The sequence below is a fragment of the Dehalogenimonas sp. W genome (genome assembly GCF_037094495.1).
Lineage (GTDB): Bacteria > Chloroflexota > Dehalococcoidia > Dehalococcoidales > Dehalococcoidaceae > Dehalogenimonas > Dehalogenimonas loeffleri.
The window spans coordinates 1,343,128-1,367,537 of sequence record NZ_CP146612.1; the positions used below are offsets into that span (position 1 = coordinate 1,343,128).

Below are 24,410 nucleotides of genomic sequence, written 5' to 3' on the forward strand. Positions count from 1 at the left end.
GTGATACAACCAGGTATAAGGATCGGTTCGCGGGCTAGCCGCCTGGCGCTGGTACAGGCGGAATATATCAAATCGCGTTTGCAACAGGCCCATCCCGAAGTAGCGTTTAACATCGTGAAAATCAGCACTCAGGGGGACCTGAATCGGCGGGTTTCCATGGGGGAATTACCCGGCGTGGGCTTTTTCGTGAAGGAAATAGAAGCCGCTTTGATGGCGGATGAAGTGGATATTGCAGTTCACTCACTTAAGGATATGCCCGCCGACGTGCCGCCGGGGCTTGCCCTGACGGCGGTGCCTGAACGCGAGGATCCGCGGGATGCCTTAATCTCCCGGGGTCATTATTCCCTGTCGGAGCTGCCTCCGGGGGCTAAAATCGGCAGTGACAGCCTCAGACGAGCCTTTCAAATCAAGGCGGTTCGGCCGGACATCCAGGTGGTATCCATCCGGGGAAATATTGAAACCCGTATCAAGGCGGTTGACACCGGGCAGGTTGACGCGGTTATTCTGGCCGCCGCCGGGTTAATCCGGCTGGGTTGGCGGGACCGGATAAACCAGTACCTGTCGCTGGAAATATTTTTGCCTCCGCCCGGGCAGGCGGCGCTGGGGATTGAGATCCGGAGTGGAGATGACCGAAGAGCCGCACTTACAGCGGCGGTTAACCACGCTCCCACTCATCAGGCAGTGAAAGCAGAAAGAGCCTTTCTTCGCCGATTAGGCGGCGGCTGCCGGGCCCCTATTGCGGCTCTGGGTACGGTTGACGGTGCTGTGCTAACATTGCGGGGTACGGTCGCCGATGAAAGCGGCAGAACGATTATCACAGACCAGGCTTCCGGCGATGTTTCGGCGGCCGAAAAAGTCGGTATCGCGCTCGCAGAACGTCTGTTGAGTCTGGGTGCCGCCCAATTTATCAATAAGGCAGGGGAATAGATGCAGCAAGGTATGGTATATCTGGTCGGTGCGGGTCCGGGTGACCCCGGATTGATTACCGTCAAGGGACTGGCCTGTCTGAGTAAAGCCGAGGTTATTGTCTACGACCATTTGCTGGACGAGTGTCTGATGGAAGCGGCTCAAGCCGGAGTGGAAAAAATATATGCCGGTAAAAAAGCCGGCTGTCACGCCCTGAAACAGGAAGAAATTAACCAGTTGCTGGTGGATAAGGCGGCGGCAGGAAAAATCGTGGTTCGCCTCAAAGGCGGCGACCCGTTTGTCCTGGGACGGGGCGGTGAGGAAGCCGAAGCCTTAAGAAATGCCGGTTTGCCGTTTGAGGTAGTGCCCGGTATCACCTCTTCAATTTCCGCGCCGGCATATGCCGGTATCCCGGTGACTCACAGGACGCTGGCTTCATCATTTTCCGTTATCACCGGGCATGAAGACCCGGCCAAGGAAACCAGCAGCATCAATTGGGCCAAGGCCGCTATCGCCACCGACACTCTGGTATTTTTAATGGGCACGGCTAACTTGCCCAGGATTGTGGCTAAACTGATTGAGCACGGCCGAGCCCCTCAAACGCCGGCCGCCGTGATTATGAACGGTACCCGTCCGGAACAGAAGGTGGTAACCGGCACCTTGGACAACATTGTTGAAGTCGCCCGGAAAGGCGGCATCCAGCCGCCTTCCATTACTGTTGTCGGCGATGTGGTCAGCATGCGGCAGAAAATAAACTGGTTTGACAACCGGCCGCTGCATGGCCGGAAGGTATTGGTTACCCGCTCCCGAAGTCAGGCCAGTGAGTTGAGCCGGGCACTGTCCGCCCGCGGCGCCATAGCGGTGGAATTGCCGGTAATTTCAATTATCGCCGGGGATGAAGCCAGGCTGGATGCCGCCGTAAACGATGCCGGCAGGTATGACTGGGTAATCTTTACCAGTGTAAACGGCGTTGAAGCCTTTTTCCAGAGTCTTGACCGACAGGGTAAGGACAGCCGCTGGTTTGCCGGGTCACAAATTGCCGCTATCGGTCCGGCGACCGCCGCAGCGCTTGAGGCTCGTTGCCTGCGGCCGGATTTCATGCCGGCGGAATATACCGCAGAAGCCGTTCTGGCCGGTTTTGGCGATGAAGCAGTTCGCGGTCAACGGTTCCTGCTGCCGAGGGCGGATATCGCCCCACCGCTGCTGGCTGAAGGATTACAACAGCGAGGCGGTGAAGTGGTGGAGATTGCCGCCTATCGGACCAGGGGTGAACCGGGTAGCGATTCCGATACGGCCAAGTCGGCGGCTGCCGGCTGTGAAGTAATCACGTTTTGCTCGTCCTCCACCGTAGAGTATCTGCTGAAACTTATCCCGGCTGAAGAACTGACCGGCAAGATTATTGCCTGTATCGGGCCGGTGACGGCCGCCACGGCTGAACAATCAGGTCTGAAGGTGACTATACAGGCAGGGCAACATACCATCCCCGGCCTGGTAGAGGCGATTGAGGAATATTATGCGGCGGAGGGGGACGGTGAGTAATTTTCCTGAACTCAGGTTGCGGCGATTGCGGCAGACTCCCGGTCTGCGGCGGCTGTTCCGCGAAACCGAACTGGACGGCGGTGATTTTATCCTGCCGCTTTTCGTTGAGGAAGGTGATGGGCCCGGCAGCAGCATCAGTTCCATGCCTGGAGTGGCCCGGCAGACGCTTGAGAGCCTGCCGGGGGAACTTGAAGAGATTGTCCGGCTGGGTATCGGCGCCGTGATTCTCTTTGGTATTCCAGACACGAAAGATGAACTGGGTTCATCCGGGCTTGACCCTGAGGGTATCGTGCCGCAGGCGGTCAGGCTGATCAAGCGGCAGGCGCCGGAACTGACGGTGATTACCGACGTCTGCCTGTGTGAATACACCAGTCACGGCCATTGCGGTATCATCAAAGGCGGTGGCGTTGATAACGATGCCACGTTGCCGCTGCTGGCTAAAATGGCCGTGATGCACGCCCGGGCCGGGGCTGACATGGTCGCGCCTTCAGATATGATGGACGGCCGGGTCGGGGCGATCAGGCAGGCCCTGGATGAGGCCGGGCTGGAAAATACCCCGATTCTGGCGTATTCCGCTAAATATGCTTCTGCCTTTTACGGGCCTTTCCGCGAAGCCGCCGGTTCTACGCCCGGATTCGGTGATCGCCGGGGCTATCAAATGGACCCGGCCAATGCCCGTGAAGCCACCCGGGAAATCATAACCGACATCAATGAGGGGGCTGATGCCGTCATGGTTAAACCGGCGCTGGCCTACCTGGACATTATCCGGCAGACGAAAGATAGCTTTGACTATCCGGTGGTTGCTTACAACGTTTCGGGCGAATATGCCATGGTCAAGGCCACCGCCGAGCGGGGCTGGGGCGATGAAAAGCGCCTGGTGTTGGAGATACTGACTTCCATTAAACGCGCCGGCGCTGACGCCATAATTACCTATCATGCCAAAGATGCCGCCCGGTGGCTGGGGGAACAGGACTAATGGAGCGATATCCTAAATCAGCCGAACTGTTTGCCGCCGCGCAGCGGGTTTTACCCGGCGGCGTGAACAGCCCTGTCCGGGCTTTTAAGGCCGTTGGCGGTCAGCCGCTGTTTATAGAGCGCGGCGAGGGCGCGTACCTTCACGACGTTGATGGTCACCGGTTTATTGACTTCGTCGGCTCCTGGGGGCCGATGATTCTGGGGCACGCCAGTCCGGCGGTGATTAAAGCCATCGTGGAAACAGCCGGAAAGGGCACCAGTTTCGGCGCGCCCAGCCGGTTGGAGACCGAACTGGCGGAGGCAATAAACAACGCCATGCCTCATCTGGAGATGGTACGGCTGGTCAGTTCCGGCACCGAGGCGGTCATGAGCGCCTTGAGACTGGCCCGGGCCTTCACCGGCCGCGATAAGATTATAAAATTTGAAGGCGGCTATCACGGCCACTCCGACGGCCTGCTGTCCAAGTCCGGCTCCGGTCTGGCGACGCTGGGTATTCCCGAATCACCCGGCGTGCCCGCCTCTTTCGCTGCGGAAACGCTGACCGGCGTTTATAATGACCTGAGTTCGGTTGAAACGCTGTTTGAGCAGTTTCCCGGCCAGATTGCCGCGGTGATACTGGAACCGGTGGCCGCCAATATGGGCGTCATTCCGCCGCAGCCCGGTTTCCTGGAAGGATTACGGCAGTTAACCTGTGAGCGCGGTGCCTTGCTGGTATTTGACGAGGTAATCTCCGGTTTCCGCGTCGCCCAGGGCGGTGCCGCTGCCAGGTACGGTGTGACGCCGGACCTGACTACGCTGGGTAAAATCATCGGCGGCGGTCTGCCGGTGGGGGCTTACGGCGGCCGCGCGGACATCATGCGCCATGTCGCGCCGTCCGGGCCGGTGTATCAGGCCGGTACCTTGTCTGGTAATCCGCTGGCAATGGCCGCCGGGCTTGCCACTCTCGCCGCTCTGGCAGCTCCGGGCGTCTATCAAGCCCTGGAGGACAAGGGGCGTATGCTGGCTGACGGTATTCTGACGGTTACCGGGAAACTGGGACTGCCGGTGACGCTGAATCGGGTCGGCAGCCTGATGACACTGTTCTTTACCGGCGATGAAGTGACCAACTACACTTCGGCCAGCCGTTCCGACACCGGGTGTTTCGGGGTCTTTCACCGGGCATTGCTGGACAACGGGATATACTGGCCGCCGTCTCAATTTGAGGCGGCCTTCCTGTCCACTGCCCACAGCGAAGCTGATATAATAGAGACCATCCGGGTTATTGGGCTCGCCCTGAACAAAACAGAAATAGCACAGCCCGGATAAAGGGTGGTAACAACACATGCACGTCAGGGATATTTACGGCCAGGGTAATATTGTCTTCAGTTTTGAACTCTTCCCGCCGCGGTCGGAAGATGCTTCAGAACGGCTTTTCGCTACCATCAAGGACCTGATTCCGTTGGAACCGGCCTGCGTTTCGGTTACTTACGGCGCCGGTGGCTCCACCCGTGAGCTGACGCATGACCTGGTGGTGCGGATTCAACAGGAAACCGGACTGACGGTTATTTCTCATCTCACCTGTGTCGGTTCTTCCCGCGATGAAATCTACCGGATACTTGAACGTTATCGCCGCAGCGGCATTGAGAATATCATGGCCCTGCGGGGCGATCCGCCCAAAGGGCAGGCCGATTTCGTGCCTGCCGCCGACGGCTTCAGTCACGCTGCCGAACTGGTGGAGTTTATCAAGGAACATTTCCCCGACATGGGTATCGGCGTGGCTGGATATCCCGAAGGTCACCCCCAGATGCCCAACCGCCTGACGGAGATTGAATATCTCAAAGCCAAGGTGGATGCCGGGGCGGATTATATCTGTACTCAGCTTTTCTTTGATAACCGTGATTTCTATGATTTTCGGGAGCGTTGTCACCTGGCGGGGATTACGGTGCCCGTCGTGGCCGGCATCGCCCCGGTTACCTCCAGCCGGCAGTTAAAAAAGATGGCTGAAGTGGCCGCCGGCACCCGCTTTCCGGCCAGTCTGCTTAAGGCGGTCGCCCGCACTGAAGATGATGACGGGGTCAGGGAAGTCGGCGTGCATTGGGCTACCGAGCAGGTCCGGGATCTGGTGGACCACGGAGCGGCCGGTATTCACTTCTATACACTCAATACCTCAGGCGCCACCCTGCAAATCTACAAGGCGCTCGGCATCACCAGTTCCCGCAGATTGGCCTAACCGCGTATCCGAAGCCGGTTCTAACGGCGGCAGCATGACTTCCAGTTGGTGCAGCCAGGCGCTGCTTTTGATATCGCGTTCCAGCAGATAACGCAGGTAGTTGTGCAACAGTTGCTTCAGCTCCCGGTTGAGCACTGAGTCCAGCTTCAGGCGCACCGATTGAGCCAGCCCGTGGTCAACCAGAAAGCGCAGCACCTTCTGGCCGTTGACCGAAACCGGCAGCACGGACGATTTAGCCGCACAGTTCGGACACAGCAGCCCCCCCAGACTGTTGGAAAAGTAATTCACCTCGGCTTTAAGCGCCGCGCCGCAGTCCAGACAGAGCCGCAGTTGCGGCTGGAAGCCCAGTGCGCTCAGCAGATTAAGCTCAAAAAAGCGGCTCAACAGCTCCATATTTTCGGCGGTGCAGGCATTGTCCAGCGTTTCAACCAGCAGGTCAAAAACCAGAGTGCTGGGTTGCTCTTCCTCTACGAAATGGTTGACCAGTTCGGCGTAATACAGCGCGTAGGCCGTTCTTTCCAGTGAAGAGCGCAGGCACAGGTGCGGGTTGAGCGTCTGACTGCCGATAATGGTCGGGAAGCCCTTGCCCCGCGTTAAAGTAATGTCCGTATAATTGAGCAGTTCCAGGTGTCCGGCCAGTTTGCTGCCGGACTTGCGGACGCCCCGGGCCAGCGCCGAAACCTTGCCGGATTGCCGGGTGAACAAGGTAATCACCCGGTCAGCCTCTTTCAGCCGGGCGCGCTTGATGACTATCGCCGGTGTTTTAATTTCCCTGGCATCACTCATAAAGTGGCTGACTTCCCGGACAGGCGATTCTGCACGGCTTCGCTCCTAAGTTCCCGCAAAGCATCGGCGGCAATCCAACGGGCGGCCTTGTTGTTCAGGGTGGTCATTTCTTCGCCGGTTGTAATCGCCAGCGCGTTGAGCGCGATTGAACGTTTACCGATCTGGCGTAGTGCCCAGTTAACGGCCTTTTTGACCAAATTACGTTCATCCGCCGCGCCGCGCAACAGGTGCGGCAGAAACTCCGCCAATCCGGCGTCTGACACCATCTTGTTACCGACCGCCAGCCGGGCCATCAACACAAAACCGGCCCGCTTGATAAACTCCCCCTCGGCGCGGCTCCATTCCAGGGCTTTTTCATAGGCGTAAGGTGTCTTTTCCCATAGATTGGCACAAACCTGGTCGCAGGTATCCCAGGAATCAAATTCTGACGTCCATCGGTCCATCAGTTCCGGGGTAACCTGTCCGGGATCGGCGACCATTGAGGCCAGAATCCGCGCCTCATGGATACCGGTCTGCCAAAGCTCCAGGGCCAGCGGGTGTTGCTTGCGGTGGGCCCGGGCAATTTCCCGCAGGGCGGGTATTGATACCCCCAGGGTATTATCGGAGTTGATGCCGAAGCGGGCCATGCCGGCAACATTGGCCGGATTGGCGGCTTCCCGCAGGTGCTTGATGATGATAGTGCAATCGTTCATAAAATCCTCGTGCCCGGCGGGGTAACGGCATCCGGCGCGATGAGAACCACGTCACCTTCTTCCGGCACGGCACCCAGCACCAGTACTTCAGATACGAAATCGGCGACCTGCCGCGGAGGCAGGTTGGTGACCGCCAGTAGGGTGCGTCCTTCCAGTTCTGCCGGCTGGTAACGCCGGGTCAATTGAGCGCTGGACTGCCGGATGCCCAAATCGCCGAAGTCCAGCCATAATTTATAAGCTGCCTGCCGGGCTTTGGGAAAAGGTTCTGCCTTGATGACCCGGCCAGTGCGGATTTCTATTTTGGTAAAATCATCGTAGGTTATCATGCGCCTAGAGCCACTTTTTGCGGCGGAAGAAAATCAGCAGGGCGATAGCCACGGCGGACATGAAGCCGAGAATCAGGAAATAGCCGTATTCCCAGCCCAGTTCCGGCATATTCTCAAAATTCATGCCGTAAACCCCGGCAATGAAAGTCAGCGGGATGAAGATGGTAGCGATTATGGTCAGCACCTTCATGACGGCGTTCATCCGGTTGGAGACGCTGGAGAGGTAAATATCCAGCAGGTCGGACAGCATTTCCCGGGCGTTTTCAATACTGTCCATTGCCTGGACGGTATGGTCGTAAACATCCTGAAAATAAATCCGGGTGGCATCGTGAATCAATGAAGAATCCGAGTTACGGAGTCCGCTGATGACCTCCCGCAACGGCCAGATACCGCGGCGCATGAATAATAATTCTCTTTTAAGGTTTTTAATGATGGAAAGAGTGCCCTCAGCAGGGGATTCCAGCAGATTCTCCTCCAGATTTTCGGTGATCTCGCCGAAATCCTCCAGCACCACAAAATAGTTGTCCACGATGGCATCAATAAGTGCGTAGGCCAGGGAATCAGCGGTTTGGCGGCGCAACATGCCCTTGTTTTTACGCAGACGTTCCCGAACCAGACCGAAGGCATCGCCCGCACCTTCCTGGAAAGAGATGACATAATTTCTGCCCAGTATCAGGCTGACCTGTTCAGCAACGGTTTCGCCTTCAATTTCATCCCGGTACAGCATCTTGAGTACGATAAAGAGATACTCTTCATGATCCTCAAGTTTCGGTCTTTGCTGGGTGTTGACGATGTCTTCCTGGATGAGCGGATGCAGTCCGAAGCGCTGCCCGATTCTTTGGATTATTGCCGGATCTTGAAGGCCGTCAACATTGATCCAGGTGATCGTGCCTTCCCGGAGAGCAAAGGTTTCGTTGATGTCGTCAAGAGGTTTTTCCTGGAATTCCGCTGTGCTGTAATCTATCAGGTTCAAGCGTGTTTTCTCGGTTCGCCGGCGGCCGACATGAATCACGGTTCCCGGCGGCATCCCGGCTTTATGAGACTGACTGAAAACTTCTTGATTCACCTGAAGATTCTCCGCTTAAAACTCCTGACGGTTTTCCAGCGCCCGGGACAACGTTACGTCATCGGCGTATTCAATCTCGCCGCCGAAAGGCAGCCCCCGGGCCAGCCGGGTTACTCTGACGCCCAGCGGGGTAATCAGGCGCTGCAGGTACATGGCGGTGGTCTCGCCTTCCACGTTGGCATTGGTCGCCAGGATAACCTCGGTGACGGTGCCGCTTTCCAGCCGCTGCATTAGTTCCGCCAACCGGATATCAGCGGTGCCGACGCCCTCGGAAGGGGACACCGCGCCGTGTAAAACATGGTAGGCGCCCTTATAGACGCCGGTGTGTTCCAGCGTCAGCATATCCTGAGGCTGTTCCACCACGCAGATTCGGGTCGCGTCACGTTCCGGCGAGGCACAGATGGTGCAGGTGTCGTCGTCGGTGATGTTCCAGCAAATACGGCACAACCGAGTCTGCTGCTTGACGCCGATGAGGGCGTCAGCCAGTTCCCGCACCTGATCCGCACTGGCCTTCAGGATATGATAGGACAGGCGCTGGGCGCTTTTCGGCCCGATGCCCGGCAACCGGCCCAGCACTTCGGTCAGGCGATTGACTGCCGCGGCCGTGGACTTGGGTGCCTCTTTCATCGTTTAGCCCAGTCCGGGCATTCCCATGCCGCCCATCATGCCGGACATTTCCTTACTGGCCGCTTTCTTGGCTTTTTCGGTGGCATCATTGATGGCCTTGATGATGTTATCCTCAAGCTGCCGCGTTTTTTCCGGTTTCATCGCTTCCGGGTCAATGGTGATGGACAGCAGTTTCTGCTGGCCGTTGACGGTTACTTTGACCGAGCCTTTTTCACCTTCAACTACAATTTTGTCCAGTTCTTTCTGTATCTTGGACAGTTGTGATTTGAGTTCCATTGCTTTTTTTACCTGGGAAAAGTCCATTATTCCTCCACGTTATCTACGTTTATTATCTCGGCGCCGCGTCGCTGCGCCTCCTTGACCAGGTGGTTGGCGGGCGGCTCATGCAGGCAGTTGACCTCGCACGGGACGCCCAGACAGGCCGACAGAATCTCGGCGGTGATCCGCCGGTTCTCCGGCTCATTGATCTTGTTCATATGAATCGGGAACTTAAACGACAGGGTTACCACGCCGTCAGTGAAGCTGACGGGCTGCACTCCGGCGCTGCGCAGGATGGCCAAAGCCGAGGAACGCCGCAGCTTCGGCGGGGCGCAGCCGAGGATGTTCGGCCAGTTATTCCGGAGTTCCTCCAGCGTACTCACCGGTTCGGCGGCGGGCGACGGGGCAGGCCCGGGTGTCTCCGGCCTGGGCGGGGCGGGGCTTTCAGCCCTGGTGGTTACTGGCGCCGGTTCCGCATCGGGTTTTGCCGCCGCTGGTTTAGCCGCAGCAGGCGGCGAGACCGGTTTGCGTGGCTCTGCCGGACGGACCGGAGAGTGGGAGGACGCCGGCGCGGCGGCTACCGGGGCAGCCGGGGGCAGTACCGCGTCCATCAGCGCCATTTCCATGGCCAGCGGGGTCGTCATATCAGTATTGCCGGCTAACGAGATGAAGCCTTTCAGCGCCCGCATGATGTAATCCATGGAGGCCGCAGCTGCGGCGGTTTTGGCGGCGAGCAATTCTTCATCGGTCAGATTGAGGGAGTCCGCCGTGCCGGCTTTCACCAGAAGCACCTGGCGCAGTTTCTCAATCACTTCCCGGTTAAACTGTTTAAGGTCAACGCCGTCGGCAGCGACACCGGCCAGCAACCGGATACCGGCAGCGGCGTCCGCTTCGGCAATAGCCTGCATCAACTGGCCGGCACGACCATCGCCGGTCAGCCCGAGGCTGTCCTGAACCTGGCGCAGACTGATGGTGCCCTGGCAGACGGTAGCCGTCTGTTGCAGCAGGTTTTCCGCATCCCGCAGGCTGCCGCCGGCCGCCCGGGCCAGCAGTGTCAGGCCCTCGCGGTCAATATCAACCCCCTCAGCCTTTGCGACCTCGGCCAGCTTGTCGGTGACGTCGGCGGTAGTCAGACGGCGGAAGTCAAAGCGCTGACAGCGGGACAAAATGGTGGGTAGTATCTTATGCAATTCAGTGGTGGCCAGAATAAAGATGACCCGCGGCGGTGGTTCCTCCAGCGTCTTCAACAGCGCGTTGGAAGCACTGGTGGACAGCATGTGGACTTCATCAATAATGTAGACCTTGAATCTGCCTTCGGCCGGCGCGTAATTGGCGCGTTCGGTGAGTTCCCGAATCCGGTCCACCTGGGTGAACGTCGCGGCATCAATCTCAATGACATCCATGGCACTGCCCTGAGTGACAGCCTGGCACATGGAGCAGGTGTTGCACGGCTCACCGGTGCCTTCGTTGGTCAGGCAGTTGACCGCCTTGGCCAGGATACGCCCGGTGGAAGTCTTGCCGGTACCCCGCGGCCCGCAGAAAAGATATGCCTGGGCTACCCGTTGCTGCCGCAGGGCGGACAGCAGGGTGTCGGTTATCGGCTTCTGGCCCACCACCTCGCCGAGGCTCTGGGGGCGCCATTTGCGGTAATAAACATGAGACGTCATAAGCAGGGAGATTATACCTTATAGTTAGTTTGCTGTCAGCAACCGTTGGCAGTTATCAGTTTACAGCAACTGTAATGGAATCCTAATGACAAGCAACCAACGGATGCATGATTTGGGCGTTCCAGACAGTCCTGTTTTTCAGCATAGCGTTCAATATACAAAGCAATTTACGCATACAGGCCACCAGGGCTACCTTGCGCCGTTTGCCCGAGTCCACCAGGCGTTGATAGAATTCTCTCAGCAAAGGGTTCCAGCGAACAGCTGAAAAAGCAGCCATGTAAATAGCAGCGCGTACGCTGCTTCGGCCTCCCCAGATAGACCGTTGGCCTCGCCTTTGACCGCTGTCACGATTGAATGGCGCCAAACCACATAATGCCGCAATCTCTTTACGGTTCAGGTTGCCGAGTTCAGGCATGTCAGAAAGCAAAGTCAGAGACAGGTTAGGACCTACTCCAGGTACGCTTTGCATGATATCGCTTTTCTCTTTCCACTCAGTGTTGCTTTCTATCATGCTCCCCGACTCTTTGTTGATATCATCCAGTTCCTGCTCCAGCCAGCTAATATGTTGTTTAATCCGTTCTTTTACGGTATGGTTTGCTTGACCCAGGCGGTTCTTTTCCGCCGTCAGCATAGCTACTACCTGCCTGCGCCGGGCCATGATCGCCGCCAGCTTCTGAGTGTCTTCATCCGGCAAAATCCGGGGTGACGGCTTAATGGTGGCGGCAAAACGAGCAATGACTCTGGCATCCAGGCCGTCCGTCTTGGCCAGAAGACCGGTAGAGCGGGCAAAGTCTCTGATATGGCGGGGATTGACCACCGCCACAGAGAAACCGCGGGCGCTCAATTCATAAGTCGCTGCGACTTCGTAACTGCCGGTGGACTCCATGACGATCAGGCTGGGGGATACTTTACGCATCAGACTCGACAGCTTCTTGATACCATTTTCGTCGTTAGTAAAGGCCCAGTGCTCCTTGTTTTCGTGTACCGCTACATCAATGGTGGCTTTGGAGATATCGATGCCGACAAAACTTTCCATTTCCATGCATCTCCTTTTTCCCTTATCCCATCCTTGCAGATACGGGCTTTAATGGCCCATGCAACTGTTCGGGCTTTCCGGGCTTATTCGGGAGACGACCCCGCTGTCTAACGGTGTTGGAGCACCTAGTAATCATCGGTCTGTCTCCCGTTAACAGATATTTTACTATTTAGTTAAAGATACAAGTTATCAGTGGTCAGTGATCAGTTGGCAGTCTGCCTTACCCTCAAAGTGTTATTGGTAAGCCGGGTCGTATTCTGTCCGATAAACGAAGGAAGCGAATCCATTTTTACGATTGAATCGGGGGTGGCGGAGGATTCGTCGGGATAAGAAACAATTCAGCTCGGGTACAACTTTCACCTGATGACTAAAAACAGAACATATAATAGCATAAACTGCGACGTAATGCAAGGGGTAAATGTCCCATTTAAGGGATTTATTTTAATCTGGGGATGATCATTGTGAAATCTTCTTCCAGCCTGGTACTACTTCTCCACTTGCTCCAGATCATCTGATAAATCCGGGGTTAAATCCAGGTCATAGAAGTCACTGTCGGGACCGGGCAGGGTCAGATTGAATTCGGAGATATAATCAATGGCGGCGGTAGCCTCGGATATTTGCAGGTCAAGCACATGACCGCCGGCCTGTTTGTCGGCCGTCAGGAAATGCAGGTGGAAGCCGGGGACGTTGATGCCGTCAACGTACGGCGGACTGATGAAGCCCACGATGGTTCCCGCCACGTTGGTGAATTCAAATACACTTTGGTTGGCGGTTACTGCCGCCAGCGGCGGATAGGGCTTTTGCTGCGCCGGGACGCTGCGCGTCTGCACATAGGAAAAAGTGCCGGTAATCTCAACGGCATAAAAGATGTTATCGGTGGGCAGAATGCCGTCCAGAAAAGTCTGCAAGGTTACATAACTGGTGCCCGCTGCCAGCGGAACTTCCTTGTCAGTGTCAAAAAAGGTGACGGCGGCGAAGGGGGCGGTGACGCTGTCGGCCGGGACATAGGCGACACCATCGGCTTTGACCTGGTAGAAAACGCCGTCATAAAAGACCATCTCGCCGTCAAGACCTTCAAAGGTGCCGATACCGAAATCCCCGTACTCTTTCAATTCGCCTAGAGACATGACGCCGTCATAAACCCCGTTGAGCAGGGCGTCAATGGTGGAGATCTGGGTCAGGGCATCGCTTTTGGGAGCGGGAGCGCAGGACGACAGACCGATTATCGCCAGTAACAAGGCCGGAACAACAAGAATATTTCCAGGTTTCATCAGAAAAAATTCGCCTTTCAAGGGGGTTCGGGGTGCCTTACCGTCAGGAGATTCTAACAACGGGAGAGGCAAATCACAAACGGCGGCAGCTGACCGCTGAGGTTTGATAACTTGTCATCACGTCCGTTTGAAATGGCGTTCCAGCGCAACGGTTTCCAGCTTCATCAGGGTGGGGCGGCCGTGGGGACAGGTGTTGGGGACTTCCGCCTTCTCCAAATCCAGCAGCAAGGCCCGTATTTCCTCCTGGGTCAGGCTTTTGCCGGAGCGGACGGCAGAATGACAGGCGATGAGTTCGGCCAGTTTTTCCTCGCCGCGGGTACGGGATTCCGGGGAATTGAGAAACTCATGCAGCGCCGTGAGCCAGTCACTCCCGGCCAGGGCCGAAGGCACCGCCCGGACCAGCAGCGTGCGGCCGCCGAAGTCCTCAGTGACGAAACCGAATTCTGCCAGCATTTTGGACAGTGCGGTCACGACGGCAGCTTCCGCCGGACTGAGTTCAACGTTCCGCGGTTCTAAGAGCGCCTGGGAGGCCGGAGTGTGGTTTTGCCGCGCCGTCAGTACCTTTTCGTACATGATGCGTTCGTGCGCGGCGTGCTGGTCAACGATATATAAACCGTCCGGCCCCTCGGCCAGAATATAACAGCCGGCCACCTGGCCGATGGCCCGGAGGGCCGGTAAAGACCGCGCCACGGTCATGCCCGATGCGGGCAGCGACCGGGCAGGGGCGGCGGTTTCCGGAAACAGATTTTCCACAAAGGGCTTCATATCCTGCCGATAATCAGATGGCCGATAAAGCGGTACCGGTTCGCCGATAACCGGCACCGGGGATTCACCGATCAGTGCCGAACGAACAGATTGACGCACGAAATTGAAGATACGGTTATCCTGATGAAATTTTATCTCGGTCTTGGCCGGATGGATGTTAATGTCAATGTCTGCCGGCGGCAGGGTCAGATTGATGACGGCCACCGGATAACGACCTACGGTGAGCAGGCCGTGATAAGCTTCTTCTACTGCCCGGCTGAGCATGGGGCTTTTCACCCAGCGCTGGTTAACGAAGAAGAACAAGCCTGTGCGGTTAGCCCGGCCGGCATCAGGCGGCGCAGCCAGGCCGGAAACCGACAGCGACTCAGCGGCGGCTTCAACATCAATCATGCGGGAGGCCGTTTCCCGCCCCAGTATCTCGGCAGCGGTATCCCGTAATTGACCGGTGCCCGGCGTGTTCAAAGAGCGGCGGCCGTCAACGGTAAGGGTAAAACGCACCTCCGGCCGGGCCAGGGCATAGTTGCTGACTACGTTGACGATATGGCCGGTTTCAGTGGCATCTGTTTTCAGGAATTTCAGCCGCGCCGGTACCGCTTTGAACAGGTGGGAGACACTGATGCTGGTGCCGCGGGTGCGGGCGGCGGGTTTGTCGGATGTCCGGCCGTCGCGCCGGATGACTAAACACCCCGAAGGGGCATTGGCTACGGCGGTTAAAAGCTCTACGTCGGCTACGGATGTAATACTGCCCAGCGCCTCGCCGCGGAAGCCCAGGCTCATGATACCGGTCAGGTCATCAAAAGAAGTTATCTTGGAAGTGGCGTGGCGGGTAAAAACCAGCGGCAGATCGGCCGGGGCGATGCCGCAACCGTCATCGCTGACCCGGATAAGGCCGGTGCCGCCGCCTTTAATCTCAATATCCAGGTTCCGCGCTCCGGCATCCAGGGCGTTCTCAATAAGTTCCTTGACCACTGACGCCGGACGCTCCACCACCTCGCCGGCGGCGATACGGGCGACGGTTTTTGAGTCCAGCAGTTTGATAGGCACAGTAGGATTGTACATGAGAAGGCAGGCAGTTGTCAGTAGTCAGTTATCAGTTGACAGTTCGCAGTTGTCAGGTTTTGGAGTTGACCGGCAGGGTCACGGTAAAGGTGGAGCCTTTACCCAATTCGCTTTCCACCTCCACCCGGCCGCCGTACATCAGGGTTATGCCCTCAACGATGGGCAGCCCCAGCCCGTTGCCCTCGGCGTGGCGGTCAACCCGGTAGAACCGCCAGAAGATCTTTTCCAATTGGTCCGGCGGTATGCCGCGGCCCGTGTCCGCCACGGTAATCGTTATCAGCCCGCTGCTTTCCGTCATGGTAAAGGTAACGCCGCCCTGACTCGTCGCCTTCACGGCGTTTTCCAACAGGTTGTCGACGATGCGCTGGAAGTCCAGCGGTTCTCCAGTCGTTTCTATATCCGGCTGGATTTTATGTGTAAGCGTAAGTCCCCTGGCGGCGCAGGGCGCCTCCCAGTTGGTGAGGATTTCTTCTATGAGGCTGGAGAGGTCAAAGGGGGAGTTTTCCTGGTCGGGTACGGTATCCAGGCTGGTCAGCGTCAGCAGGTCTTCCACCATGGACTCCATCTGCTCCGTGTCTTCCTCTATGGAGCGCAGCGCCTCCCGATAGTAGTCCTTCGGCCTATCCCGCTCCAACGCCAAAGATGTCTGTGCCTTGATGTTGGTCAGCGGTGCCCGCAGGTCGTGGGTGGCGTCCTCGGTGAACCGCCGCTGGCGGTCAATGAAGCCGTGGATGCGGTCAAAAGCGGAATTCAGTGTCCCGGAGAGCTGCCCCAACTCATCGTTGCCCCTAACCGGTATGCGGTCAGTCAGCTTGCCGGGGTCAATCCCCTCAGCGGTCACCCTGATTGCCTTCACCTGCCGTAATGAGTGGTTAGCCAGGGCGTAACCGGATGCCCCGGCGATGATGAGGGCGAAGGGAACGGATCCGTAGAGGACGTTCTTGTATTGGTCCACGGTACTGCCGATGTAGCTGGAGTCACGCGTCACCACCAATAACTTGCCAGGGGATGATTCGTTGTACGGCCCGATACACAATTGCCGGCCGTCCAATCCCTCTTTGAACTGAAAACCAGTACCAAGTGTGGTGAAACCTGACAGCGAAAGACGAACGTCATCAAGTAACGACGGGTTACCCATGAGGGTTTCTGTTTCAACGTTGTAGATGAAAAGCGAACCCGGAACCTGGACTTCCAATTCGTTCAGCATCTCGGGAAGTTCTTCATTGCCGCTGATGAATATGGAAGACTTGACTCTGTTAAAATCAACGATCAACGATTCATACAGGTTATCATGTAAGCCCGAGGATAACAGCGCCAAAGATATCCAGCCGAACGTTGCCAGCGTGACCACCAGAACGACGGAATAAATAACCGTCAGCCTGAATTTAACGCTTTTCAACCAGTTCATGGAATTTTCAGCCTGTAGCCTTCTCCACGAATGGTCTGGATCGGGCCGGTTCCGGCATTCCAGCCGAGGCGCCGGCGCAACCTCTTGATGAGAGAGTCCATGGTGTTGGAAACGTGGTCTGTCTCTCCGCCCCATACATGCTCTTCTATCATTATCCGTGTAAGCACCCTTCCGGGGTGGGTGATAAAGTAGTCCAGCGCCCGGTACTCCATGGCAGTCAGGGCAACAAGATTTCCGTCAGCCGTGACTTCATGCGTCACTGTATCAACCGTGACCCCGGAGATCTCCACAACGGTTTGTCCCCCATTGGCCTGTCTTCTTTGCAGAGATCGGATGCGCGCCTTTAGCTCGGTTATAGAGAACGGTTTGCACAGATAATCGTCGGCACCGGCGTCCAGTCCCTCAATGCGGTGCCCGATGTGTGTTTTAGCTGTCAGCATGAAGATCGGTGTAGTCATGCCCTGTTTTCTTAAGATACGGCAGACATCGGTGCCGGAAATCTCCCCCGGCAGCATCACGTCCAGAATGAGGAGATCAAAGTTTGAGGTTTCGGCGTACAGCAGCCCGGATTCGCCTTCATCAGCCAGTTCTACAATGTGCCCCCCATCGTTTAACCCCCGTTGGATCAACCGGGCGAGTTTGAGGTTATCTTCAACCAGCAATATCCTCATTTACAAAACACTTTCGTACTACCTAAATCTTAGCTTCGGCCTGTCATAATTCTGTCAGGTTCGGGTGCTATTATGGGACAGGTGAAAATGATTACAACCTGGAGGTGTGAAATGAGAAACCTGATCTTGAGTCTGTGTGTCTGTATGTTGCTGGCCGTTCCGGCACCAAAGATCACCTCCGCTGCTTCCTCCTCGGAAAATTACACCCTTGAGCCTCCTATTGTCAACAGTACCAAAGATCAGCCCAGAACCCCGTCCGAGATTGAGGCCGCCCACCCCATGTCCGCGGAGGCGGAGGCCGCCATAGTCCACGTTGTCCCGCAATGCCCGGTCATCATTGACGGTGTGTGGTATACGGCTGAGCAGATCAACCTTTTCGATGGACAGCGTCTTCGGTTCACCGTGGATAAAGCAGGCGTTCTTTACGCTTTCACCACTGTGGAAGATTTTGAGTATTTCATACAAAGCGAGTACGGACGCGTTTTTGACGCGTTACCAGACATGGGTACATCTTCAACCGGCTTGACCGTTTCATACTTGCATACAGATATGTGGTACGAGGGGGGAGTGCCTCTCGTCGTGGTTCCCGGGGGCAAATTGGAGTACCTGGGCGTGTATAACAATGCCATTTCATCGGCAAAAATAAGCGACACACGTGGCGTCATGCTTTATGAATATGAAGCGTGTATGGGTTCCTCTTATTACTTACCGCCTGGCACCGTTTGGTCAATGCTCATTTTCCAAGGCTGGAACGACCGGGCTTCTTCTCTTCAGGGATAGGGGAATAACCAAGTCCGTTACCTCCGTAATGAGGCGCCGGCCGGAAGGAGGAGCCGAGATGAATGTATAACGGTTCTCGCAGCGTGGCCTTTACATGGGACGAAAGAAAAGGTTCCCAAACGGCAGTCAAAGGTCTAAAATAAACGAAAGGAAAACTCAAATGCAATTCAAGAAACGGTTTCTAATGGTTTTCATGTCCCTGACGCTTCTAGTGGGGATGCTGGGTGGGGGGGCCCCGTTCGTACAAGCGCAGGAGATGGTTAACAGCAAAACGGGTGCCTATGAATTTTCAGTCAAGCCGGGCACCGAAGAATGGAAGCGGTTCCTCAATTTCGATGAAATGCTAGAAGCGTGCCAAGTGCCTGAAGAGATATTGAAAAATATGTCAACCACAGCATTAGTGGAAACAGTTTTAAATTACCCACTGTTACGTGTTTACATGGCACATGATGACTTTCAGCAAGGGTTTGAGATTCTAACCTCCAATTTTAATGGTTTGCAAGAATTGTTTAATCGCTACAATGCAGGTACCGAGGTTTTCCAAATATACCTTGCGATGGATCCTTCATCGATCAACAAAGAATGGACCGATGTCCAGAAAGGTTCATATGCTCTCAGTTTTCTGGATATTGAAATGTTGCTTTTCCAAGAGCCGATCCTCACAAGCTTAACTGCCATTGAACTCCAGATGTTGGAAATAGAGGCTGGGAATAAGAACCGATTGATGCAAAATAACCCAGAGGTGTATAGCCTTTTTAATAGACAGATCTGTGCATCTCTCCTTGAGCAAGCATGCAACCAATACTCGAATAGATATTATGGTACGTCTGTATATACACCGATGGGTAGTGCCGTTGCGGCCCTACAAATGCAACCAGGAGATGAGCTTAGCCCGGCAGAGATAGCTTCCATAAACGCGTATTATGATTCTGCTTTCCCATACGCAACAAGAATGAAAAGTGCAACACGGATGTATAACTGTCACTCCTATGCTTGGTATAGTCAGGAATGGGGAAATACGATATGGATAAATGCGCCTAATCAGGCGACATATTGGAATGATGGCAGTTATAGTCAATGGACCGGGGTGCCCTATGTGAACCTAAAGGTAAGATATGTTAATGATGATCATTCCGCAATAATATACTCGACGGTGAATCATCAATACATATCGAAATGGGGCGCGGCCGGTTTATACACACACAGTCCCAGCCACTGCCCATACGTATCTACAACACTTTACTATTATTCCAGAAATTGACCAAAAAGATAACGCGACAGACCGGAGGTGGAGGCAATTTCCACCTCCAGTTTGCGGAACGTAATAGAGAATTGCTAGGAGGGCAAATGAAATCCCAATTCATGCCAAAACGGATTATCCTAATTCTGTTAATTGTTTCTCAGCTGACAATGACACTCGTTGGCTGTAGCGCTTCAGAAAGCAAGGGGGGGTTCAGTGTTATTTTGGCAGATACTGGTGAATCCCTGCTGACCGAAAGTGACATTAAAGCTTACCATGCTGACACTAACTCTCTCGAACTCAATACGTCCGGAATCAGCAAGTGGAATTCACAGCTGATTTATCAGGATGCCCCCAAGTTAGAAGACAGTATGTTTGGCCGTGAATTCATTATCGAGATTGAAGGTAAAGAGGTCGGTAGAGGCAAACTTTGGTCGAATGCTTCTTCTTCAACATTCCTAGGACTGGTGATTCTTGATGCTCTCGGAAGACTAGATAACGCCAATAATACTCTTTGGATCCAATCAGGTTATCCTAATACCGGGACATTACCCCCAACAATAAGTTCTGAACTCATCCGATATTTTGAAAAGCAGGATAAAATAAAATAGTATAGTTTACCCAGAATACTGGGGCCGGAACGCGAAGTTTGGATTATGGGAAAAAAGCATCAGATCATGCTGGAATATGCCATCCATGGCCCCCCTTCGATTCTTCGACAGCCCGCGCATTATTTGAGTAACAGGATTACGGGGATAAAAAAGCAAAGAAATAAAAATAACCGTAAAAACAGACCCGTTTATTCATCTCCTGTTCATGTTGGGGTGATATAATCCGTAACAATAGGAATGATCAAACGTGGAGGCATCACAATGAAATGGCATAAACTCATACCGGCGGCATTACTGACCATAATACTGACAACCGGCCTTTTGACCGGCTGTGCGAAGGTGGAAGCCGACCAGCCATCAGGACTCGTGGTCAATAGCCTTTCATATTCGATCGGCAATGTTGACGGGGATCCGGAGAAACCGGTCAAGATCTCATATTCCCTTTCGATCCAGAACAAAAGTAAAAGCGACATTTTCATCGGCAGAGTAACCCCCGTTATATCCGGGCCTGGGAATGATCTTATCCTGACCCAGACCGATGATTTTGACGCAAACACCAAGTTGGCCCCGGATTCTTTTGCTAATATCAACGGGGAACTGATCCTGGATCCCGGCTACACCGGCATGACGAAGGAAGATATGAAATGTTTAATGCCGAAGACTACAGAGTCCAAGGTATCGGCGTTCGCCATATATGGTGGAACGATGGGTATGCACGAGGCGTTCAATATGGAAGCACCGGATAGGAGGAGTGACGGTGAGTCGTGATCTCGGAATGGCACTAATGGTACTTTGCGGATTGGCTGTCTCATTACTTTCAATCCTGCTAGCAAATTGGTTAGGAGTGATTGTTGGAGGGGCTTTTCTGATTTCAACAATCGGATCTCTGATATGGAAACACTCGGGACCAAAATATGCAATTGGAACGGGTTTGATAGTACTAAGTTGGTCCATAGTATTTTTAGCTACAAACTACGAAGCGACATCTATTTACGGCCTTGCCGGAGTAATTGTAACTAGTTTGTTTACGGTGGGGGCTTTTTTCACCTACCGTGATCAAAACAAATAAGGCAAGTTGCCCCATGGGAAATGCATGGGCGGCGACCGGGCTCGCCATAAGCACGGATCCTTGGAGTTTTGGGGAATCTCACAACATTGATATCAACCTGCTCGGGTATACAGGATGGGCAATGATGTCAACTTGGTTTTGGGATATTGGTACTTTTGCAGTTACATATAATATTTACGATGTAACAGGTGGGTATTATGTAGATAGTCGGACACTGTATAGCAGAGAATTTGCTATTGTCTTCCAAGAAGATACTCCAATCTACGGATCAATCAACACAACACTACAGGCTGATCGTACATACCTAATATTCCTGCATGCCTACATTGATGCCAGCGCTTCGGACATGACAAGCTTTTCGCAGTCTTGGTCAAATGGGCCCGACTATTACACTACTTGGTCTATGATCGAACTCGCCTACAACAATTAACGTATTTGTAATTTAAGACAATACAATATCCAAGAGAGGGTTAATATTGACCTTCTCTTGGATATTGTATATAAAAATCAAGGTTTGAAACGAGGTATTCTGATGAAGTACGGATTAGGCGAGATTATTCTTATAATTGCTCTAATCGGACTTGTTGGAGTGCGGGTATTCCTTTACGCACTGGGATCATTGCACAAGAAAGAATCAGGTAAATATGTGACGTCTAAGGGAACGATACATATCCCCAAGGTTGATCTGGACAGAATCCCGACATCAAAAAGAGTCCAAATTGAAACAATGCCGATTGAAAAACAAGTTGCTTTCCTGGACGAATATTTGTGGCGGACGAAGAACCTGCCCGAGGCATATCTTCATTGGGCGTTTTTCGGGATGCATTATACCTATCTGGTAAGAGATGATCTCCAGTTTCGCTACTGGCTGACACTTGGCGGGTTGCTGGTTTGGGCGGTCATTGATTTATTCAGGATGCCTGAGATGGTCATGGCATATAATCTTAAACTTGTTGACCGAGTGTTAAAAGAGTTGGGATAGTGCCAACTGACGGGTTTATTCCCAATTTGTTTTCAGACACAGTACGAACGGTTTGTCGTCTGCTCCGGTGAGCCTCGCGGTGAAGGGTTTTAAGCTATTAGTTAGTAGCAATCTGTTTTAGGGAAAATATTTTCCCGTAAAAACCGTTTCGTTCATCTCCCGTTCATGTTGGGGTGGTATAATCCTAAAAATAGGAAAGACCAACGAGGAGGCATCGTTATGAAATGGCATAAACTCATACCGGCTGCATTACTGACCATAATACTGACAGCCGGCCTCTTAACCGGCTGCGCGAAGGTGGAAGCCGGCCAGCCATCAGGACTCGTGATCAATAGCCTGTCATATTCGATCGGCAATGTTGACGGGGATCCGAAGAAACCGGTCAAGATCTCATATTCCCTTTCTATCCAGAACAAAAGTAGAAACGACATATTCGTCGGCAGAGTAACCCCCGTTTTGTCCGGGTCCGGGAACGATCTTATCCTGACCCAAACCGATGATTTTGACGCAAACACCAAGCTGTCGCCGGATTCTTATGCCAATATCAACGGGGAACTGATTCTGGATACCGGCGACACCGGCATGTCCAAGGAAGAGATGAGTGCATCACTCAATATCACGGGGGTGGAAGTAGAATCCACTCTCATCCTTGGTCTTCCCGGCCAGGAATGACCGGATATCGTTCATTGTGGAAAAATACCTCAGAAAATACGAGCTGTCCCCGGACACCAGGGCACGCGCAGCGTGCTCCTACGGATAATACTTCAGGAAATGAGGTGTCCCCCCCACAGCAGGTGACGGCAGTATTTAACTGATCAGGATTTAGACTCGCCAGTACCATACTGGTTCATGACGGTTTTTACTTCTTCTATGCGCTCCGGTTTCAGCATCGCTAATATTTTGGGAACAAAGCTTCCCAAGTATTCCACGTTGAAGGTACCATTCGGCTGGATGCTGAAACTCTCATTCAGTGATGCTTTTACCTCATCCTGTTTTCCGTCCAGGACACGCTCCATCATAAAACTGAAAAACCTTTCCTGTCCCGGATTTAACTATTCTCCTAACGTTGTTCTTGTCTGTGATATCAGATCGAACGATAAGGCAATTTACTTTAGCACTTGTCATGACGGCAACAAACTCCAAGTTTGACAAGGCGCACGAAAGTATCGGTGAGTTCCCAAGCGGAACATTAAAGCAATCGGAGTCATGTTTTGATTTATTTCAGAGTTGAGTCCGAAATTATCCAATAATTCAAGCGAACAACAAGCTATAATTAAAAAAATCAAAAACACTATTGACAAAATCAATATATGCAGTATAATATCTGGTGAAAGTTCAAAGGGGGTGTCTGATGGCAAAAGAATGGGCTGAGCTGACAAAGTTGACCGGCGGGCAAACGATAGTGGTAGAACGGGTGCGGTTGCCGGAGTCGGGCATTGCCATAGAGGGTGAATTCGCCCTGCCTTCCTTAGCCCAGCTCTCCGGCGACGACCAGGTCTTCATCATGGCTTTTGTCGGGGCGCACGGTTCCATCAAAGACATGGAGCGTTTTTTCGGCATCAGCTATCCGACGGTGAAAAACCGGCTGGATAAGCTGGCGGCACAGCTTAAAATGGTGGAAATGGTGCCTTCGTCGCAGGGCGAAGACAAGGAAGATGTGCTGGGACTTCTGGAAAGAGGCGAAATATCTGCCGACGAGGCACTCAGGAGGATGAGCAAATGAACCGGCCGCCACTGCTGCTCCATTTGAGAATCCCGACCAGCGACGGTTCCTTCGGGCTATGGCTGCCTTGGTTTTTGATCTACCCGATACTGCTGGCGCTGATGCTGATCGCCTTGCCGATTGTGCTGGTGGCGGTATTGATACTGCTGCCGACCGGGAAGGCCCGGCCGTTGATCATGGGCGGGCCTTACCTGTGGAGAATCCTTTTTTCAATGCGGGGGCTTAACGTGGATATCAACGACGGCCCGAAGCGGATGACCTTTAATTTCATTTAAGAATCAGGGGACGGGAGATAATAAGATGACTGATAATCGGAAACGCATACTGGACATGCTGGAGGCAGGCAAAATCAGCGCCGCCGAGGCCATGAAACTGCTTGAGGCTATGGAAAAGACGGGCACGGAACCCAGACGCGAAGTCCGCAAGATAAAATATCTGCGGGTACTGATAGATAATCCCGGCGGTGATCACGGCGGGGGCAAGGCGGACAAGGTGAACGTACGGGTGCCGGTGTCGCTGATCCGGGCCGGGATGAAATTTACCTCACTGATACCCCAGGATGCCGCAGACCAGGTGGAAGGCGAACTCAAGAAAAAGGGCATCAGCCTTAACCTGAAGAACCTGAAAGATGAAGATATTGAGGAATTGATTGCGGCGCTGGCGGAACTTGAGGTTGATATTGACGGCGGCGAAGGTAAGGTCAGGGTCTTCGCGGAGTAGACCGGGAATTCCCGAAAAGCAAGA

Annotated in this window: 29 protein-coding genes; 16 read left to right on the top strand and 13 right to left on the bottom strand. The window is 54.0% G+C overall.

Annotation, left to right across the window (positions count from 1 at the left end; genetic code table 11):
- Genes hemC through metF form a run of 5 tightly spaced genes read left to right on the top strand, consistent with a single transcriptional unit; the run spans position 1 to position 5,629 of the window.
- Entirely contained in the window at positions 1-927 is a 927-nt protein-coding gene (gene hemC / locus V8247_RS06940; protein ID WP_338737123.1) for a hydroxymethylbilane synthase, read from the top strand.
- Positions 928-2,445, top strand: a complete 1,518-nt coding sequence (cobA, locus tag V8247_RS06945; protein WP_338737124.1) for a uroporphyrinogen-III C-methyltransferase — start codon at positions 928-930, stop codon at positions 2,443-2,445.
- A complete protein-coding gene (gene hemB / locus V8247_RS06950) occupies positions 2,438-3,421 on the top strand; it encodes a porphobilinogen synthase (protein WP_338737125.1) in 984 nt (327 codons plus the stop codon). The genes cobA and hemB overlap by 8 nt, the downstream gene beginning before the upstream one ends.
- Entirely contained in the window at positions 3,421-4,725 is a 1,305-nt protein-coding gene (hemL, locus tag V8247_RS06955; RefSeq protein WP_338737126.1) for a glutamate-1-semialdehyde 2,1-aminomutase, read from the top strand. The genes hemB and hemL overlap by 1 nt, the downstream gene beginning before the upstream one ends.
- Positions 4,726-4,741: 16 nt before the next feature.
- Positions 4,742-5,629, top strand: a complete 888-nt coding sequence (metF, locus tag V8247_RS06960) for a methylenetetrahydrofolate reductase [NAD(P)H] (RefSeq protein WP_338737127.1) — start codon at positions 4,742-4,744, stop codon at positions 5,627-5,629.
- Here metF and recO read toward each other — a convergent pair.
- The 12 genes from recO to V8247_RS07020 form a co-directional block, all read right to left on the bottom strand.
- The gene (gene recO, locus V8247_RS06965; protein WP_338737128.1) at positions 5,567-6,415 is read right to left on the bottom strand and encodes a DNA repair protein RecO; all 849 of its coding nucleotides are present in this window, start codon (positions 6,413-6,415) and stop codon (positions 5,567-5,569) included. The genes metF and recO overlap by 63 nt on opposite strands.
- Complete coding sequence (locus V8247_RS06970) at positions 6,412-7,107, bottom strand: DNA alkylation repair protein (protein WP_338737129.1); 696 nt, start codon at positions 7,105-7,107, stop codon at positions 6,412-6,414. The genes recO and V8247_RS06970 overlap by 4 nt, the downstream gene beginning before the upstream one ends.
- Positions 7,104-7,433, bottom strand: a complete 330-nt coding sequence (locus V8247_RS06975; RefSeq protein ID WP_338737130.1) for a tRNA-binding protein — start codon at positions 7,431-7,433, stop codon at positions 7,104-7,106. The genes V8247_RS06970 and V8247_RS06975 overlap by 4 nt, the downstream gene beginning before the upstream one ends.
- A 4-nt stretch (positions 7,434-7,437) precedes the next feature.
- Entirely contained in the window at positions 7,438-8,499 is a 1,062-nt protein-coding gene (corA, locus tag V8247_RS06980; protein WP_338737131.1) for a magnesium/cobalt transporter CorA, read from the bottom strand.
- Positions 8,500-8,514: 15 nt separating this feature from the next.
- Positions 8,515-9,126: a recombination mediator RecR gene (gene recR / locus V8247_RS06985; protein WP_338737132.1), complete on the bottom strand. Its 612-nt coding sequence runs from the start codon at positions 9,124-9,126 to the stop codon at positions 8,515-8,517.
- 3 nt (positions 9,127-9,129) lie between these two features.
- The gene (locus V8247_RS06990) at positions 9,130-9,429 is read right to left on the bottom strand and encodes a YbaB/EbfC family nucleoid-associated protein (RefSeq protein WP_338737133.1); all 300 of its coding nucleotides are present in this window, start codon (positions 9,427-9,429) and stop codon (positions 9,130-9,132) included.
- Positions 9,429-11,051: a DNA polymerase III subunit gamma/tau gene (gene dnaX, locus V8247_RS06995; RefSeq protein WP_338737134.1), complete on the bottom strand. Its 1,623-nt coding sequence runs from the start codon at positions 11,049-11,051 to the stop codon at positions 9,429-9,431. Before dnaX ends, V8247_RS06990 begins: the two co-directional genes overlap by 1 nt.
- Positions 11,052-11,133: 82 nt before the next feature.
- Positions 11,134-12,087 carry an IS110 family transposase gene (locus tag V8247_RS07000; RefSeq protein ID WP_375340887.1) on the bottom strand — a complete coding sequence of 318 codons (954 nt, stop codon included), beginning with the start codon at positions 12,085-12,087 and terminating at the stop codon, positions 11,134-11,136.
- Between the two features lie 485 nt (positions 12,088-12,572).
- Positions 12,573-13,358 (bottom strand): acetolactate decarboxylase, encoded by a 786-nt coding sequence (gene budA / locus V8247_RS07005; RefSeq protein ID WP_338737136.1) that lies wholly within the window; start codon positions 13,356-13,358, stop codon positions 12,573-12,575.
- Positions 13,359-13,475: 117 nt separating this feature from the next.
- Positions 13,476-15,182, bottom strand: a complete 1,707-nt coding sequence (gene mutL / locus V8247_RS07010; RefSeq protein WP_338737137.1) for a DNA mismatch repair endonuclease MutL — start codon at positions 15,180-15,182, stop codon at positions 13,476-13,478.
- 52 nt (positions 15,183-15,234) lie between these two features.
- Complete coding sequence (locus tag V8247_RS07015) at positions 15,235-16,590, bottom strand: HAMP domain-containing sensor histidine kinase (RefSeq protein ID WP_338737138.1); 1,356 nt, start codon at positions 16,588-16,590, stop codon at positions 15,235-15,237.
- The gene (locus V8247_RS07020) at positions 16,587-17,261 is read right to left on the bottom strand and encodes a response regulator transcription factor (protein ID WP_338737139.1); all 675 of its coding nucleotides are present in this window, start codon (positions 17,259-17,261) and stop codon (positions 16,587-16,589) included. The genes V8247_RS07015 and V8247_RS07020 overlap by 4 nt, the downstream gene beginning before the upstream one ends.
- Before the next feature lie 111 nt (positions 17,262-17,372).
- On the opposite strand from V8247_RS07020, the gene V8247_RS07025 reads away from it, so the two are divergent.
- The 8 genes from V8247_RS07025 (at position 17,373) to V8247_RS07060 (ending at position 22,615) form a co-directional block, all read left to right on the top strand.
- Complete coding sequence (locus V8247_RS07025; protein ID WP_338737140.1) at positions 17,373-18,041, top strand: hypothetical protein; 669 nt, start codon at positions 17,373-17,375, stop codon at positions 18,039-18,041.
- 160 nt (positions 18,042-18,201) lie between these two features.
- Positions 18,202-19,302 carry a hypothetical protein gene (locus tag V8247_RS07030; RefSeq protein ID WP_338737141.1) on the top strand — a complete coding sequence of 367 codons (1,101 nt, stop codon included), beginning with the start codon at positions 18,202-18,204 and terminating at the stop codon, positions 19,300-19,302.
- Positions 19,303-19,388: 86 nt separating this feature from the next.
- Positions 19,389-19,892, top strand: a complete 504-nt coding sequence (locus V8247_RS07035; RefSeq protein WP_338737142.1) for a hypothetical protein — start codon at positions 19,389-19,391, stop codon at positions 19,890-19,892.
- A gap of 261 nt (positions 19,893-20,153) precedes the next feature.
- Positions 20,154-20,660 carry a hypothetical protein gene (locus V8247_RS07040; protein WP_338737143.1) on the top strand — a complete coding sequence of 169 codons (507 nt, stop codon included), beginning with the start codon at positions 20,154-20,156 and terminating at the stop codon, positions 20,658-20,660.
- On the top strand, positions 20,650-20,961 hold the full coding sequence (locus V8247_RS07045) for a hypothetical protein (protein WP_338737144.1): 312 nt from the start codon (positions 20,650-20,652) through the stop codon (positions 20,959-20,961). The genes V8247_RS07040 and V8247_RS07045 overlap by 11 nt, the downstream gene beginning before the upstream one ends.
- Before the next feature lie 13 nt (positions 20,962-20,974).
- Positions 20,975-21,391 carry a hypothetical protein gene (locus tag V8247_RS07050; protein ID WP_338737145.1) on the top strand — a complete coding sequence of 139 codons (417 nt, stop codon included), beginning with the start codon at positions 20,975-20,977 and terminating at the stop codon, positions 21,389-21,391.
- A 102-nt stretch (positions 21,392-21,493) separates the two neighbouring features.
- Positions 21,494-21,943: a hypothetical protein gene (locus tag V8247_RS07055; protein ID WP_338737146.1), complete on the top strand. Its 450-nt coding sequence runs from the start codon at positions 21,494-21,496 to the stop codon at positions 21,941-21,943.
- A gap of 219 nt (positions 21,944-22,162) precedes the next feature.
- Entirely contained in the window at positions 22,163-22,615 is a 453-nt protein-coding gene (locus tag V8247_RS07060) for a hypothetical protein (protein ID WP_338737147.1), read from the top strand.
- Positions 22,616-22,758: 143 nt separating this feature from the next.
- Here V8247_RS07060 and V8247_RS07065 read toward each other — a convergent pair whose 3' ends face one another.
- Positions 22,759-22,962: a hypothetical protein gene (locus V8247_RS07065; protein WP_338737148.1), complete on the bottom strand. Its 204-nt coding sequence runs from the start codon at positions 22,960-22,962 to the stop codon at positions 22,759-22,761.
- A gap of 332 nt (positions 22,963-23,294) precedes the next feature.
- Between V8247_RS07065 and V8247_RS07070 the strand changes: the two genes are divergently transcribed.
- From V8247_RS07070 to V8247_RS07080, 3 genes are read left to right on the top strand one after another with little or no spacing between them, the layout of a single operon-like run.
- The gene (locus V8247_RS07070) at positions 23,295-23,666 is read left to right on the top strand and encodes a DUF2089 domain-containing protein (RefSeq protein ID WP_338737149.1); all 372 of its coding nucleotides are present in this window, start codon (positions 23,295-23,297) and stop codon (positions 23,664-23,666) included.
- Positions 23,663-23,941 (top strand): hypothetical protein, encoded by a 279-nt coding sequence (locus tag V8247_RS07075; protein WP_338737150.1) that lies wholly within the window; start codon positions 23,663-23,665, stop codon positions 23,939-23,941. The genes V8247_RS07070 and V8247_RS07075 overlap by 4 nt, the downstream gene beginning before the upstream one ends.
- A 25-nt stretch (positions 23,942-23,966) precedes the next feature.
- Positions 23,967-24,386: an SHOCT-like domain-containing protein gene (locus tag V8247_RS07080; RefSeq protein WP_338737151.1), complete on the top strand. Its 420-nt coding sequence runs from the start codon at positions 23,967-23,969 to the stop codon at positions 24,384-24,386.
- The last annotated feature ends 24 nt before the right edge of the window (positions 24,387-24,410 follow it).

Bases quoted from the DNA above. Each gene is read 5' to 3' on its own strand.
- cobA (WP_338737124.1), top strand. From the start codon at position 928: ATGCAGCAAGGTATGGTATATCTGGTCGGTGCGGGTCCGGGTGACCCC.
- hemL (WP_338737126.1), top strand. From the start codon at position 3,421: ATGGAGCGATATCCTAAATCAGCCGAACTGTTTGCCGCCGCGCAGCGG.
- metF (WP_338737127.1), top strand. From the start codon at position 4,742: ATGCACGTCAGGGATATTTACGGCCAGGGTAATATTGTCTTCAGTTTT.
- recO (WP_338737128.1), bottom strand. From the start codon at position 6,415: ATGAGTGATGCCAGGGAAATTAAAACACCGGCGATAGTCATCAAGCGC.
- V8247_RS06970 (WP_338737129.1), bottom strand. From the start codon at position 7,107: ATGAACGATTGCACTATCATCATCAAGCACCTGCGGGAAGCCGCCAAT.
- V8247_RS06975 (WP_338737130.1), bottom strand. From the start codon at position 7,433: ATGATAACCTACGATGATTTTACCAAAATAGAAATCCGCACTGGCCGG.
- recR (WP_338737132.1), bottom strand. From the start codon at position 9,126: ATGAAAGAGGCACCCAAGTCCACGGCCGCGGCAGTCAATCGCCTGACC.
- V8247_RS06990 (WP_338737133.1), bottom strand. From the start codon at position 9,429: ATGGACTTTTCCCAGGTAAAAAAAGCAATGGAACTCAAATCACAACTG.
- dnaX (WP_338737134.1), bottom strand. From the start codon at position 11,051: ATGACGTCTCATGTTTATTACCGCAAATGGCGCCCCCAGAGCCTCGGC.
- V8247_RS07000 (WP_375340887.1), bottom strand. From the start codon at position 12,087: ATGGAAAGTTTTGTCGGCATCGATATCTCCAAAGCCACCATTGATGTA.
- budA (WP_338737136.1), bottom strand. From the start codon at position 13,358: ATGAAACCTGGAAATATTCTTGTTGTTCCGGCCTTGTTACTGGCGATA.
- mutL (WP_338737137.1), bottom strand. From the start codon at position 15,182: ATGTACAATCCTACTGTGCCTATCAAACTGCTGGACTCAAAAACCGTC.
- V8247_RS07015 (WP_338737138.1), bottom strand. From the start codon at position 16,590: ATGAACTGGTTGAAAAGCGTTAAATTCAGGCTGACGGTTATTTATTCC.
- V8247_RS07020 (WP_338737139.1), bottom strand. From the start codon at position 17,261: ATGAGGATATTGCTGGTTGAAGATAACCTCAAACTCGCCCGGTTGATC.
- V8247_RS07025 (WP_338737140.1), top strand. From the start codon at position 17,373: ATGAGAAACCTGATCTTGAGTCTGTGTGTCTGTATGTTGCTGGCCGTT.
- V8247_RS07030 (WP_338737141.1), top strand. From the start codon at position 18,202: ATGCAATTCAAGAAACGGTTTCTAATGGTTTTCATGTCCCTGACGCTT.
- V8247_RS07035 (WP_338737142.1), top strand. From the start codon at position 19,389: ATGAAATCCCAATTCATGCCAAAACGGATTATCCTAATTCTGTTAATT.
- V8247_RS07040 (WP_338737143.1), top strand. From the start codon at position 20,154: ATGAAATGGCATAAACTCATACCGGCGGCATTACTGACCATAATACTG.
- V8247_RS07050 (WP_338737145.1), top strand. From the start codon at position 20,975: ATGGGAAATGCATGGGCGGCGACCGGGCTCGCCATAAGCACGGATCCT.
- V8247_RS07055 (WP_338737146.1), top strand. From the start codon at position 21,494: ATGAAGTACGGATTAGGCGAGATTATTCTTATAATTGCTCTAATCGGA.
- V8247_RS07060 (WP_338737147.1), top strand. From the start codon at position 22,163: ATGAAATGGCATAAACTCATACCGGCTGCATTACTGACCATAATACTG.
- V8247_RS07065 (WP_338737148.1), bottom strand. From the start codon at position 22,962: ATGATGGAGCGTGTCCTGGACGGAAAACAGGATGAGGTAAAAGCATCA.
- V8247_RS07070 (WP_338737149.1), top strand. From the start codon at position 23,295: ATGGCAAAAGAATGGGCTGAGCTGACAAAGTTGACCGGCGGGCAAACG.
- V8247_RS07075 (WP_338737150.1), top strand. From the start codon at position 23,663: ATGAACCGGCCGCCACTGCTGCTCCATTTGAGAATCCCGACCAGCGAC.
- V8247_RS07080 (WP_338737151.1), top strand. From the start codon at position 23,967: ATGACTGATAATCGGAAACGCATACTGGACATGCTGGAGGCAGGCAAA.